Below are 12,714 nucleotides of genomic sequence, written 5' to 3'. Positions count from 1 at the left end.
CACCGCCACACCAAATTAAAAATTATGGTGTGGGGACTCCCGCCTGCCTAGCTAGAAATTTGTTCTGTGTTGCAATTGAATTGGCGGGAGATTGCTGCCAATCCCCCGGCAGAATTCTCTGAACCCGGAGAACGCAGCCAGACGCCTGTTTTGGATATTGATGCCTTGGTGCGACAGGTGCGCTCGCAACTTAGCGACAAAATTGAAGACCAATGCGGCATCTTGCAGCTATTGGATATCAGCCGTCCCGTTAGCATTGATGATATATATATTGATGTCAATATTTTGGAGGAAATCGCAAGCTTTCAGTGGTTAGAAATCGCTGACCTGCCGCTGTCCATCCCCACCCTACTTCGTTGAGGGTGGGGACTTCCGCGATACCGTTAAACTACATCCGCTCCTGTTTTCTCACGTCTGGAATTTCAGAAGAGTCAGCGATTGAAACCTTGCTTGGTGCAGGCAGAGTGTTGCTGTTGCTTGATGGGATGGATGAAGTTCTTAATCAACAGAGCAATGCTGTCTTAAAAGAAATTCGCTCGTTTTCGGACAAATATCACAAAAATCGGTTTGTGGCGACCTGTCGAACGGCAGATCAAAAGCTGAGGCTGCGAGGCTTTACCGATGTTGAAATTGCCCCGTTTACCCAACAACAAATCCGAGCCTTCGCTCAAAAATGGTTTGTGGCGTTTACTAAGACGAACACTGAGGCTGGGGTGGCGCAATCTGTTCAGTTTATTGAGAAGCTGGATTTACCCGAAAACTGGCAATTTCGCCAACTCGTGGTCACACCCCTGTTTCTGCATCTTGCCTGCTGGGTATTTCATGGTCAGGAAAAATTTCCGACGAAGCGGACTGAATTTTATAAGCAAGGGCTAGATCTTCTGTTGGGCAAATGGGATGAAGCCAGAGGCATTGAACGCGATGACGTTTACCGAGGGTTTTTATTGCCACAAAAGCTCAGGTTGTTGAGTCAGGTTGCAGCGGCGACGTTTGAGCAGGGTCACTACTTCTTTGAGCAACGCGTCATTGAGCAATACATTGGTGAGTATATTCGCAATCTCACCGATGCTCCAATGGAACCAGAGGAACTGCAACTAGAAAGCGAAGCGGCGCTGAAGGCGATCGAGGCACAACATGGGCTACTGACAGAACGGACACGGGGAGTTTTCTCCTTCTCCTATCTGGCGTTTCAAGAATACTTGACGGTTGGGTCTAAACGTAGAAAAATCTGCCAGCCTCCGGAAAAATCGCCCATGTATAAATACTCATTTTTTTAGAAAAATCCACGTTTGGGCGATTTTTCCGCCCAGATCGTTGGCGCTAAACCAACCAATTAGTAATGAGGCTGGCAGATTTTTCCGGTTTTAATGAAGCGGCAAGAAAAATCGTTGCCAGCCACAACCTACAAGCATTGGAGCAAGCTCTGGCAGGACTGGTTAGTCACATTAGTGACCCTCACTGGCGCGAAATCTTTTTGTTGACGGCGGCTATGCTCCGGAGTGCAGACGGGCTGGTGCAGTTGATGAAGCAACACATTGATGCACTGGTTGCCCAAGACCCTTATCTACAAGAGTTTTTGACGTGGGCAAGCCAAAAATCAAAGGATACGCCATCGCAACCAAAGGTAGCGACAGTGCGAGCATTTTACGTTGCCCTTGCCCGGACTCCTCACATGGCTTCTCACTTTACTCTAGCCTGCACCCTCGACCAGGGGATGTTTCTGGATGCAGCGTTGGATAACCTGCTGCGGTTGTGTGCGAGCGACCAAAGTCAGGACTTTACCCAGGCTCATGCCTGTGGAGATGCGCTCAGTAACATTCTGGGCATTGTTCTGGATGCTGGACTTTATAAATCCCTGCAACAACTCAGGGATCAATTCCCAAATCCGAATCAAAACCGAGAACGGTTTCAGATATGGTGGCAGGCACACTCTTCAGCCTGGGTTGAACAGTTAAAGACGACGATCATTAATTATCGTAATATTAACCACGACTGGCAGTTTAGCCAACAGCAACAGCAAGTGCTGCAACGCTACTACGATGCCAATCAGCTACTGCTCGATTGCCTAAATAGCAATTGTGAGGTGACTCTTGCGATTAGGCAGGAAATTGAAACCACCTTATTGTTGCCGACTAAGGAACTTGAGGACAGGGAATGGCAATAGAATTGTCATTGGTCAAAGCCGATCATTAGACCTCTTTAGAAATTTCATTTCTAAAGAGGTAGTGCAAGGCTTTCAGATTAATTTGCGGAGATGTCTATTTTGATTACTGAAAGATTTTTTAAGATAAAAGCCTTGCCAGATAAAGCTTTTAGTCTCAATTTGCTTTCAAAATTCAAGTCGTTTTCCTATTTTTAAAACTTTATCCTACTAAATGCTGGCTCCTTTTAGAGTCACTCTTTTATAGTCTCAATTCACTAATTCCTGGTTTATCCGGATAGGTGCAAGATCTGAGCCTCTCACTAGCCGCGAAAATCGCCGCTAGCAACAAATGAAAGAGGCACATTTTTCTTCACTTTCTGAAAGCCTTGCTATATAAGCCTTATAAAATGTGCATCTTAGGAGTTAGCTGAGAATAACTCTCCTTAATTTAATCTTAGTATGGAATGTTTTATTACGCTTTGTTTCCGTGTAATACTTGCTAACGCGGTGTTTCTAAAAATCTGTGATTTTGCTGATTTTGCTCTATTTTAATTCAACATCTTGCTCAAAAACCAGAATAAAATCATTTACGGTTTTTTTGTACTGAAAACCATAATCTAACAAAGCTTGCTTTAAAGTTTGCAACTCAGATTCTTTGAGTTTATCTTTCTTCGGTGCTATCTCAATAGCTTCCTTATTTACTGTAAAACTAAAACAGTCTTTGAATTGGTTATAATCCCAGTTTAATTTTCTTGCTACATTTAACTCGATGGCAGCTAATGTATCATCAAATTTGCTTGTAACCATAACTTTGCCTCTTACATGAGCTTACCTACATTTTAACAATCACAAGAGAGAAAAAACTAAACTTAAATATTAATTAATAGATAACAAGGAAGACAAGGAAGACAACCCATTTTCAAATTCAAAAAATCAATCTATTGGTAAATGTCTCGAAGGGAATAATGGAGTAGTAATTTGTAGTTAATAAATTGATAGTATTCCGATGTACATAAGTTTTAAATCAAATTAGAACAAAATTGGGCAATACTGATGAGAATACTAGAAAAAATGAAATTTATAACCACAAAAGGCTGTACTATTTCATTAAGCTAGCATACATTACCTTTATTGCCGGGTTCATCCACTTTTGCAGCCAGCGGAGCGCACTGCCCGCGCATGGCGATCGCTAAGCTGGTAATTGTTCTGGTCTAACTGCTCTGTGTTTCAGTTAGCAATATTTTTATCATGTATTTAAAATAAATTTAAAAGTATGAGGTAGTGTTGTGGAATTAGCAGCATCGCTGATATTGAGACTGGATCTTGCCTCTGATGGCAACGATATTCCCATTACCCCTATTTCTTTAAAGTGACTCACTTTCAACCTTCTCAACTCCGGCATTCAGCGCTTGGTGCGGTGTGCCGTAGCAGCCGAACAGGCACGACTCAAAGTCGGCAATTGGGACTGGGTTGCGCTCTAATACGTAATCGATGGCGACCTGCTCTTCGCAGCACTTGGCTATCACGTACGAGTATTTTTCTTTGAGAAAAGGGTGGGGATGCACCGCCACGTACCACGGTGTATTAGTCTCAAACTCACATTTAGTGCCAATTTTTTCAAGGATTGGTTTGTTCATTGTCGCCTGAAATCCTCATAGCGTTATTTGCGAAATGCTGTCCCAAATAACTTAATTTGGAATTGGGACAGGGAGCTTTAGATGTTGGTATAGAAGCTGATGTAGATTGGTCCTTTTAGTCGGCTAACAGGTCAACTCCCATGTTAACGACAGCATTCCGCAACAGCATCATTTGTTGACCAAAGTCAAGCAGAATCAAGGCAGCAGCTAAAAAGCCTATCATTGCCCTACTGCATGGCAGCGATTAGGTAGTCAAAGTAACCTCCAACAACGCTTGCGTCTTCTGCAGACATCATTGAGTTGGTGACATTTTTCATCGCACGGATGCTTTCAGCAACAGCCTCAATCGGAGTGCCAAGAGACCTGTACATTTCGCGAACACCAATGACCCCAATTTCTTGAATCGGGGTGATTTCACCAGCCACAACACTGTAGGTGATCAAGCGCAGGTAGTAATCCATGTCCCGCAGGCAAGTCGCAGTCATTTCCTGACCGTAAGCGTTGCCACCAGGAGAGACAATGTCTGGGCGCTTTTGAAACAGCTGGTTTCCAGATTGCTTAACAATGCGCTCCCGGTTTTGTGTTAAAACCTGAAGAAGGCGCAGACGACGCTCACCACTTGTGGTAAAGCTTTTAATCTGGTCGAGTTCGCCTGGGCTGAGATAACGAGCCTCAGCGTCCGCGTTTACAATCGACTTTATGATAAGACTCATTAACAGACTCCTTAAAAAAATGAAATCAAGTTGATCTAAAACTGTCGCGACTCACTAAAGATAGTGGCATCATTGTTCATACGAATGATGAAAGGTGAATACTTTCATAAGAGATGTTGACGAAGTATCCACTGACAACGCAACAGAAAGTATTCGCAACGTTAAAAGGTCATGTGTTAAACGTTGTAGACGTTGTTGTCAAGATAATGCTTGGTCAAAAAATGAGCCACTCAGCAGCTCAGCTCCAGCAGAAGGGTAATTGTTTGGCGCTTGTAAGTGCAATTGAATTGAATCCGCTTATCGATTGGGCTACGGATTCAACTCAGTTTTTAACCAAAGTAATTAGCAGAATTTAAGTAGTTGTTGTGCATTTTCCCATCAGGCATTTTTGCCCCTCTCAGATTAGCCCCGCTTAAATTTGCTCCTCTCAGGCTGACCCAATTTAGATTGGCATTGCCTAGATCTGAGTTACTCAAGTCTGAGTTGCTCAAATTTGCCCCAGTAAAATCTACTTGCCTCAAATTTGCTTGAATTAAGCTTATTCCTCTCAAGTCTGCCTTCCTAAAATTTCTTTCCCCGGCTGCACATCGCCTCAAAACTTCATTGGCATCCATATTGGCTGCCTCGCAACGAGTAGCGTTGTCGCTGTTTATATATTTTAATTATACTTCACAATTCTCCAGTTTTCCCAAATGACAAATAAGAAATCACAAATAGGTCAAGTACAATTTGACTGCTCCAATATGCGCCTGTATAACCAGGGAATAAGGTTTTTGTCTGAAAAGCTTACTGGATAGGAGGATATAGGATAATTTCGTCATATCCTAATTTAAGGTATTAGTTCCACTCACATTATCTAAGAAATAAGTAGAAGGCACCTATGCTAAAGGGAAGATAGTTTTTCAACAAAATCTTGCTTCACTTACTGATGTTATTTTTGTTCACCTACTTACTTTTAAATTTTCTTCTAAAAAATCTAACTCAGCAAGGGTTATAGAAATTAAATTATAGATGCTTACACAACACGTTATTTTGGATTAAGTTATAATTAAATTATCAGGAATTATTTTCGGCTACGTAACTGAACTTTATCAACAAACACCTCTCCGAATCTAATTTTATCTACCCCTCGATTGCGGAGATTTTTTATGTCAAGTTATGTTAGCAATCTCTCTTTTGAGGTTGAAGAAGATGACCTCATACAGATATTTTTGCAACATGGATATGTGAACCAAATCCAAGTAGCCATGAACCAGAAAACTGGCGAGAAGAAAGGATTTGCCATTATAGAAATGAAAACTGATGCCGAAGAAGCAGCGGCAATTCGGGCGCTGAGAGGCATTGAGTGGATGGGTCGTAGCCTCAAAGTTAATAGAGCGAGGACTAAGTACAGCATTTCATAAATACATGTGGATTCAACGACAAATTAGCGCCGCCGTCTCTAGTGAAATATGAGTCGGACATCAATACAAATCAGATAAAAAAATGCAAGTTTTATTAAAGAGATCGAGTCAATCAGTGACTCATCCTACAACTGATAACAGCCAAGCAAATACAACTACATATACTTGGCAAGCTGTGTGGAGTAAGCATAGTTGCCCTTGCTGCTCATACACTTTACTCCGTCATATGCGTTTAGGAGGTATTTACTGGCGTTGTAGCCATTGTTACCAAGATATGCCAGTTTATACCCCATAATAGTCCGGGATCAGACCCAATGTATATCTGCATTCCGGTGTATTTGGGTCTACACTCTTGTGGAAGTTACTTAATTTTCTATGAAAATTCTTTTGAAGCTGATTTTACCTTTGCTGAAACTGCTGTAGCCGACTTTCAAGGGGGATCGCTGCGTTATTACTTCACTTATGGTTCACCTGCGCAACTGTTGGAACGCTACACTGAGTTAACTGGGCGAGCTTTCCTACCTCCCCGTTGGGCACTAGGCTACCACCAATCTAAATGGGGATATCGTACAGAAGAAAAAGTCCGAGAAGAAGCAAAGGCGTTTCAAGCTCATAATCTGCCTTTGAGTGCTATTCACTTAGATATTGACTGTCAAGTTGGAAACCGAGCTTTCACTATCGACCCAGACCGCTTTCCCAAATTGGCAAGTTTTACGCAAGAACTCAGGGAACTTGGGGTACAATTTATTGCTATTCTCAACCCAGGAATTAAGTACAGCCGCAACAGTAACTTATTTCTGGAAGGTCAGATACTGGATGGGTTTTGCAAACTCCCCAATGGTAAACTCGTTGTTGCACCTGTTTGGCCCGGTTGGTCGGTTTTCCCAGATTTTACCAATCCAAAAGTTCGTAGATGGTGGAGTCGCCAATATCAATACCTGCTCGATGTTGGTGTGGCGGGTTTTTGGCATGATATGAACGAGCCTGCGGCTTTTATTACTTCAGGCGATCGCTCGCTTCCCAAAGTCACACAACATTATATGGAAGGCAGAGGCGGCGACCATCGCGAGGCGCATAATGTATACGGGTTACTGCAAGCTGAGGCGGCGTATGAAAGTCTTTGTCAGTACTCAGCCGACAGACGCCCCTTTATTGTTTCCCGTGCTGGTTGGGCAAGTCTTCAGCGTTATGCTTGGACTTGGACGGGCGATGTTGAGTGTACCTGGGCTGCGTTGCGAACCACAATGGCAACAGTTGTGGGTTTAGGGCTTTCAGGCATTCCCTACAGCGGTCCTGATATCGGTGGTTTCCAGGGGAATCCCGGTGGTGAACTTTACCTACGCTGGTTCCAGATGGCAACCTTTTTCACGTTCTACCGGACTCACTCTTCTAATAACGTAGAACACCGCACACCTTGGACTTATGGCGAACCTTATTTAAGTATTATTCGGCAATTCTTAGAACTGCGCTACCAACTGCTTCCCTACTTCTATACCTTATCTTGGGAAGCGACGCAAAAAGGTTATCCTCCGGTGCGTCCGGTGTTCTGGGGTGCGAGTGATGAACCTGCAGTTTGGGGTGTAGAAGATGCTTTTTGTAGCGATCGCGCTCCATCAGCTCCACCAGTATAATCATTTTCCGCCTTACCTGAGCAATCTAGTGAGAGCATTATAAAAGCCAGAGCAGTAGCCAATACTGCTATGACTGTTGGTATAAACCAATAGCTAGAGTGCAACGCATCCCAAAGCTTGCCCAACTTGACGTTTTTCATCAGTTGTCGCCAGTAGATTGAGAATGTACCTTGGCGTTATCGTTTCCTTGCGCTCGTAATTCAGCAAGTTGTCGGAGCGAATCGCTGATGCGACGCGATTTTGGTACTTCACTTTTACCAGATGGCCAACCTTCACGCTGACGTGATCGGTTTCCATCTGTCTCTTCTGTTTGGTCGTGAAACAAAATTTGTTGCGTTGGGAAGGGTAAATCAATGCCGTTTTCTGTGAGCTTTTTCTTGATTGCAGATAGCACGCGATCGCGTGAGGTCAGATCGTCTGCACGACGTGGCGGATTAATCCACCAACGTGCGCGGATATTAACAGTACTTTCAGCTAAATCCATCACCAGTACATCGGGAGCGGGGTCTTTCAAAACCTCATTTACGCTATGCATTGCCTCCATAATTAACTGCTTTGCTCTGTCGATATCATCCCCGTAGCCAATGCCGACATCGTACTCTAATCGCCGATTATCAAAGGCAGTATTTACAGTCACAGAATTAGTGAATAACTCAGAATTAGGAATTACAATCCGACGACCATCGTAAGTTCTGATTGTTGTGGCTCGTGTCTCGATATTTTCGACTGTTCCCTCAAAGTTTTTAAACACAATTTGGTCATCGATTTGAAACGGTTCAGTTAGCAGAATTAAAATGCCAGCTAAGAAGTTTTGCAAAATATCGCGGAAGGCAAAACCAATTGCCACACCGCTAATTCCTAATAATTGTATTAAATCACCTGCTTTGAATGTGGGAATTACTATTGACAGAGCCACAAATAGACCCACCAGAATTGTTGTACCTTGTGCCAACCTTCCCAGTACCATTCCCAAATTCCGGGCTTGACGACGGTTACGGGTCAAGCGTTTGACGACTTTCTTAATTGTCCGAGCAACGAAAAAGAAGATGGCAAAGACGATTAATGCCAGTACGATATTAGGCAACAGGACAATGAATCCGTTAATCATTCCTTGAATTTTGTCCCAAACTGCGGATATCTCTGCGTTCATGTTAATTGCTTAGTTGCCAGCACCGTTGATAATAGTAGAAAGTTAGAAAATTTCACTCTCCCTGAAGGAGCGTTAATCAATTAGCTTTTGTTGAATTCTTCATTCGGCATATTAGAGCTAGTTGATCCCATGATTTCTTCAACTTGGCTGACCTCAAATATTAGCTTAAAAGGTCGCCCCATTTCTTTTGCCAAAAAAGCTTCTAACAACTTCACCTGCTTGGGGGTAATAGGTTCTTTTGCCCGCACGCTTAATCTAACTTGTGGAGGTTTGGTTAGCCAGTTAGTATCGCTTTTAAGCAAACTCAAGCGTTGAAAGGTCACGGTTCGGTTCAGCAATGCCTTTCTGACACTGCTTTCCAGCCGTGCTTGTCTGACTAACTCGCCAAAACTGACGCTCAAAGGAATGAGCAACGCACCTGTTAAAGTCAGTGTCCAAATTAACGGTGTTCGTGCCCTTTTTAGTGGAGAATAGCCGACAATGAAAAACGTCAGCATACACGCTAAGGTAATGCCTAAGAGGTTGGTGAGGTAGAGTAGAGTTGCTCCCTGACTAAGTGACCAGTTTGCTTGCGACAAACCTAAGCCGATGACACAAACAGGTGGCATCAGAGCAACTGCGATCGCTGTTCCTGCTAAACTAGTAGAAATTTTCGGCTGAACTTTGGCGTAACCACTAATCGCACCAGCTACGACTGCGATACCCAAATCTAGCAAAGTGGGTTTAGAGCGAGATAGCACTTCACTCCCAAAGTTGGAAATGCCGACCAGCGAACCTAAACTATAGGCGATCGCCATTGCCATCAGGGTTCCTATTACTACCGCAATCAGACCGAGACGAAATAACCTAACATTACCTGCCAACGCACCAAAGGCTAACCCTCTAATTGGCAGCATCAATGGTGCAATAATCATCGCACCAATGATGACAGCAGCGCTGTTAGTGAGTAATCCAAATGTAGCGATCGCACAAGAACTAACAATTAAAATCAGATAAGTTGTGTTTGGGGTAGATTCGTCTAGCAAGTCTGTTTTTAGCTGCTCTACCTGGGTTGGTTCCAGACTACGTTGCCTAAAGTTTCGGAAGCGCTCGCGAATATCAAGCATTGCTATGCCCCAAAATTCTTACTTTACCTTCAATCTTTTAATTACAATCTCGTTCCTTGGGAGGTTTTATCTAGCGATGATTTGATTAAAATTAACGCAGAAGTTTAGCGGGGTAATTTTAGCATGACGATTGAATCAGCAATTGGAGAAGCTGCAATTGAAGAAAATCTCAAACAATTTCTTCTGGTACTTTCGGTTTCTCTGAGTGTGGCAACGCTACCACAGATATTTAGCTGGTTTCGTCATATCCCCTACACCCTACTGTTAGTGATTGTCGGGTTAATGCTGGCACTGATAGATGTTAGATTGGTTTACCTCTCCCCTGGCTTAATTTTATCGATTTTTCTACCTCCCTTGTTGTTTGAAGCTGCCTGGAACTTGAAATGGGCAGACTTAAAGCGGGATTTAGTGCCAATTTGTTTGTATGCGGTAATTGGAGTAGTAATTTCCATTGCCGGAGTTGCGTTTGGGTTAAATCAATTTGCCGGAATTTCTCTGACAACCGCTTTGCTAATTGGAGCTTGTCTTTCTGCCACTGACCCGGTTTCAGTCACAGCGTTATTTCGGGAATTGGGAACAGAAAAACGACTCGCAACTTTAATGGAGGGGGAGAGTTTATTCAATGATGGTATGGCAGTCGTTGCCTTTGGTTTTTTAGTCGCGCTGTCATTGGGAACCGCCGAATGGGGATTCCAACCAATTTTGGTACAGTTTTTTACAGTTGTCGGTATCGGTGTAGCGGTAGGAGCTTTAATTGGGTTTGGCATCTCTTACCTAACTCAGCGCTTCGATCTGCCGTTAGTGGAGCAGTCATTAACTTTGGTTTCCGCTTACGGTACTTACTTAATAACTGAGGATTTGGGTGGTTCTGGAGTGATTGGAGTTGTTACTTGTGGTTTGATTCTGGGTAACTTTGGCTCTCGCATTGGCATGAACCCGCGTACACGAGTGATTGTCAGTGAATTTTGGGAGTTTCTGGCATTTTTTGTCAACTCTATTGTGTTTTTGCTAATTGGCGACCAGATTCGCTTTGCGATTTTAGGAGAAAACTTGGGTGCGATCGCCATCACAGTTGCAGCGATGATTGTGACACGAGCGATCGCTATTTACGCACTGAGCTTTGTAAGCAATCGTCTCGCCAACTCGGAAATTACCACATCAAATCAAACGGTGCTTTGGTGGGGTGGGTTGCGGGGTGCTGTTTCCATTGCCTTGGCGTTGAGCGTGTCAGCCAGTTTACCAAATCGCGAATCATTGATTGCTACAGTCTTTGGCGGAGTATTGTTTACGCTGCTCGTACAAGGATTGACCATCCAACCCTTGTTAAAAAAGTTGCAATTGCTAGGCGATGGACCTCTGCGGCAGCAGTATTTAGAGGTAATTGCCCGCCAAACTGCCCTCAATCGAGTACTGCAACACTTAGAAAAAGTTGAGCAGCGTCCTGGTATTGAGCCAGAGTTTTACAACTACCAGAAAGCGCTGATTAAAGGAGAGCTTGAGCGTCTGCAAGCAGAAATCGAGAAATTACAGGATGAGTATCCCAATATGCGGGACTTTACAGTTGAGCAGCTGCGCTCAGAACTCCTAGCAATTGAAGCAGATACTTATGCTGAATTTGTTCGCTCAGGTCGATTGAATCGCGAACTTGCACCCTCTCTTGGGCTGGGCTTTATTATACCACAAAAATAAAAATTATGTTACTATCATTAGATATAATTTTTTGAGCTTTTGTGATCAAAGAATAACCATTATGGCGCAAGACATTCAGTGCGATGGCACGGACTGCCCGCCAAGGAGCGATCGCTCTAATAATTGAGAGATTCCCAGGAGCGTTAGCCATACGTATGCTCGCGCTGGGTAGTATCATTCTGGCTTTGAGGGCTATGGCGAGCTACTCAAACGGGTGGGAGAAACATCCCATCGCAGTTGCTTAGTGCTTCCCACTTGCGAGAAGCCTGTTGAGTTGGCAGTATTGGAAGGAGAAACACTACCCGTTCACTCATTAGAACTGACGGGTTTGAACGAGGAAGAAGAACGCACAATTTTTGAAGTAAAGGCTGCCTTCGCTGGGACACCGGATGAATGGAAAGAAGTCATTCAACATTATGCTGAGAATCCGCTAGCATTAAAACTCGTTGCTTGAGCCAGTCTAGAGATATTTGGAAATAGTATTTATGAACTAGTCAAATACATAAAAGCCGGGTCATTGCCTTTTGCTGATATTAGCCAATTTTTAGAGCGGCAATTCTATCGACTAACAGACTCAGAAAAAGAGGTTATGTACTGGTTGACGATTAATCGCGAGCCGATTTCTTTATCAGAGTTAAAAGAAGATATTGTCTCTCCAAAATCAAAACATTCTTAAATACTTAGATGTGGTTGTAGCGTTAGACGTTTTGGCATATACGAGCGCTTTTTTCTTCTAGAGAAATTATACAATTACGATGCCACCGGACATGGTATTAGTCTAAAGTCTAGTGTAAAAAAAATCTGACAAAAATAAAAACCCTCTGCTAATGCAGAGGTAATCATTTAACTAGCAACTTACGTCAGTACACTCTTCGAGCTAGCTTATAGTACAAGAAAATAGCAATCATTGCACCCAATACAGCAACGAACAAACCGGGAATACTAAAACTTGCTGCAGTTAACGTGAAGCTTCCGGTTTCTAAAAGGTTAACCAAAGTTCCTCCAAGAATAGCACCAACAATTCCCAGGAACATTGTGCCAAGAATGCTGCCTCCTTGGTAGCCAGGATAGATCGCCTTTGCAATAGCACCTGCAAGTAAACCCAACACGACCCAAGCTAGAATGCTCATTGTTTTACTCCCATTGCGGTATTGAACGATGCAAAGCGTTTAAAGTACTTAAAACAACTTTTATCTTGTTTCTAATCTACTCGCATCCGTCGGCTTAACATAACTGTCTACA

At 43.3% G+C, this 12,714-nt stretch carries 11 protein-coding genes and 3 pseudogenes; 5 read left to right on the top strand and 9 right to left on the bottom strand.

Annotation, left to right across the window (positions count from 1 at the left end):
• Positions 1–51: 51 nt before the first annotated feature.
• Positions 52–2,164: pseudogene (locus tag AACT52_RS41705) on the top strand (NACHT domain-containing protein); the annotation flags it as partial.
• A gap of 522 nt (positions 2,165–2,686) precedes the next feature.
• Here the strand turns inward: AACT52_RS41705 and AACT52_RS40200 are convergent.
• The 4 genes from AACT52_RS40200 to AACT52_RS40185 form a co-directional block, all read right to left on the bottom strand.
• On the bottom strand, positions 2,687–2,950 hold the full coding sequence (locus tag AACT52_RS40200) for a hypothetical protein (protein ID WP_073635693.1): 264 nt from the start codon (positions 2,948–2,950) through the stop codon (positions 2,687–2,689).
• A gap of 557 nt (positions 2,951–3,507) precedes the next feature.
• Complete coding sequence (locus AACT52_RS40195; protein ID WP_073635692.1) at positions 3,508–3,780, bottom strand: hypothetical protein; 273 nt, start codon at positions 3,778–3,780, stop codon at positions 3,508–3,510.
• 227 nt (positions 3,781–4,007) lie between these two features.
• A complete protein-coding gene (locus AACT52_RS40190) occupies positions 4,008–4,493 on the bottom strand; it encodes an allophycocyanin (RefSeq protein WP_073635691.1) in 486 nt (161 codons plus the stop codon).
• Positions 4,494–4,822: 329 nt separating this feature from the next.
• Positions 4,823–5,107: a pentapeptide repeat-containing protein gene (locus AACT52_RS40185; protein ID WP_073635689.1), complete on the bottom strand. Its 285-nt coding sequence runs from the start codon at positions 5,105–5,107 to the stop codon at positions 4,823–4,825.
• Between the two features lie 534 nt (positions 5,108–5,641).
• Here AACT52_RS40185 and AACT52_RS40180 point away from each other — a divergent pair.
• Both AACT52_RS40180 and AACT52_RS40175 read left to right on the top strand, forming a co-directional pair.
• Positions 5,642–5,896 carry an RNA recognition motif domain-containing protein gene (locus AACT52_RS40180; RefSeq protein WP_073635688.1) on the top strand — a complete coding sequence of 85 codons (255 nt, stop codon included), beginning with the start codon at positions 5,642–5,644 and terminating at the stop codon, positions 5,894–5,896.
• 299 nt (positions 5,897–6,195) lie between these two features.
• Positions 6,196–7,491 (top strand): annotated as a pseudogene (locus tag AACT52_RS40175) (glycoside hydrolase family 31 protein); the annotation flags it as partial.
• Here the strand turns inward: AACT52_RS40175 and AACT52_RS40170 are convergent.
• The 3 genes and pseudogenes from AACT52_RS40170 to AACT52_RS40160 form a co-directional block, all read right to left on the bottom strand.
• Positions 7,485–7,667: pseudogene (locus AACT52_RS40170) on the bottom strand (DUF2254 domain-containing protein); the annotation flags it as partial. The pseudogenes AACT52_RS40175 and AACT52_RS40170 overlap by 7 nt on opposite strands.
• On the bottom strand, positions 7,667–8,677 hold the full coding sequence (locus AACT52_RS40165; RefSeq protein WP_073635685.1) for a mechanosensitive ion channel family protein: 1,011 nt from the start codon (positions 8,675–8,677) through the stop codon (positions 7,667–7,669). The pseudogene AACT52_RS40170 and the gene AACT52_RS40165, both read right to left, overlap by 1 nt.
• 80 nt (positions 8,678–8,757) lie before the next feature.
• A complete protein-coding gene (locus AACT52_RS40160) occupies positions 8,758–9,783 on the bottom strand; it encodes a DUF389 domain-containing protein (RefSeq protein ID WP_073635684.1) in 1,026 nt (341 codons plus the stop codon).
• Positions 9,784–9,906: 123 nt separating this feature from the next.
• On the opposite strand from AACT52_RS40160, the gene AACT52_RS40155 reads away from it, so the two are divergent.
• Positions 9,907–11,472 carry a Na+/H+ antiporter gene (locus tag AACT52_RS40155; RefSeq protein ID WP_073635683.1) on the top strand — a complete coding sequence of 522 codons (1,566 nt, stop codon included), beginning with the start codon at positions 9,907–9,909 and terminating at the stop codon, positions 11,470–11,472.
• Here AACT52_RS40155 and AACT52_RS40150 read toward each other — a convergent pair.
• Positions 11,456–11,623, bottom strand: a complete 168-nt coding sequence (locus AACT52_RS40150; protein ID WP_158054964.1) for a hypothetical protein — start codon at positions 11,621–11,623, stop codon at positions 11,456–11,458. The two genes, AACT52_RS40155 and AACT52_RS40150, sit on opposite strands and share 17 nt — an antisense overlap.
• A gap of 63 nt (positions 11,624–11,686) precedes the next feature.
• Between AACT52_RS40150 and AACT52_RS40145 the strand changes: the two genes are divergently transcribed.
• Positions 11,687–11,926, top strand: coding sequence for a hypothetical protein (locus AACT52_RS40145; protein WP_233154182.1), 240 nt, complete (start codon positions 11,687–11,689; stop codon positions 11,924–11,926).
• 406 nt (positions 11,927–12,332) lie between these two features.
• Here the strand turns inward: AACT52_RS40145 and AACT52_RS40140 are convergent, their stop codons facing one another.
• Positions 12,333–12,602: a GlsB/YeaQ/YmgE family stress response membrane protein gene (locus AACT52_RS40140; RefSeq protein ID WP_073635681.1), complete on the bottom strand. Its 270-nt coding sequence runs from the start codon at positions 12,600–12,602 to the stop codon at positions 12,333–12,335.
• Positions 12,603–12,714 lie beyond the last annotated feature (112 nt).

Source organism: Scytonema sp. HK-05 (assembly GCF_963872035.1).
Classification (GTDB): domain Bacteria; phylum Cyanobacteriota; class Cyanobacteriia; order Cyanobacteriales; family Nostocaceae; genus Kalymmatonema.
Note: the sequence above shows the minus strand (reverse complement) of the source record. Positions and strands in the feature narration are given on the sequence as shown.

Bases quoted from the DNA above. Each gene is read 5' to 3' on its own strand.
- AACT52_RS40200 (WP_073635693.1), bottom strand. From the start codon at position 2,950: ATGGTTACAAGCAAATTTGATGATACATTAGCTGCCATCGAGTTAAAT.
- AACT52_RS40195 (WP_073635692.1), bottom strand. From the start codon at position 3,780: ATGAACAAACCAATCCTTGAAAAAATTGGCACTAAATGTGAGTTTGAG.
- AACT52_RS40190 (WP_073635691.1), bottom strand. From the start codon at position 4,493: ATGAGTCTTATCATAAAGTCGATTGTAAACGCGGACGCTGAGGCTCGT.
- AACT52_RS40185 (WP_073635689.1), bottom strand. From the start codon at position 5,107: ATGGATGCCAATGAAGTTTTGAGGCGATGTGCAGCCGGGGAAAGAAAT.
- AACT52_RS40180 (WP_073635688.1), top strand. From the start codon at position 5,642: ATGTCAAGTTATGTTAGCAATCTCTCTTTTGAGGTTGAAGAAGATGAC.
- AACT52_RS40165 (WP_073635685.1), bottom strand. From the start codon at position 8,677: ATGAACGCAGAGATATCCGCAGTTTGGGACAAAATTCAAGGAATGATT.
- AACT52_RS40160 (WP_073635684.1), bottom strand. From the start codon at position 9,783: ATGCTTGATATTCGCGAGCGCTTCCGAAACTTTAGGCAACGTAGTCTG.
- AACT52_RS40155 (WP_073635683.1), top strand. From the start codon at position 9,907: ATGACGATTGAATCAGCAATTGGAGAAGCTGCAATTGAAGAAAATCTC.
- AACT52_RS40150 (WP_158054964.1), bottom strand. From the start codon at position 11,623: ATGGCTAACGCTCCTGGGAATCTCTCAATTATTAGAGCGATCGCTCCT.
- AACT52_RS40140 (WP_073635681.1), bottom strand. From the start codon at position 12,602: ATGAGCATTCTAGCTTGGGTCGTGTTGGGTTTACTTGCAGGTGCTATT.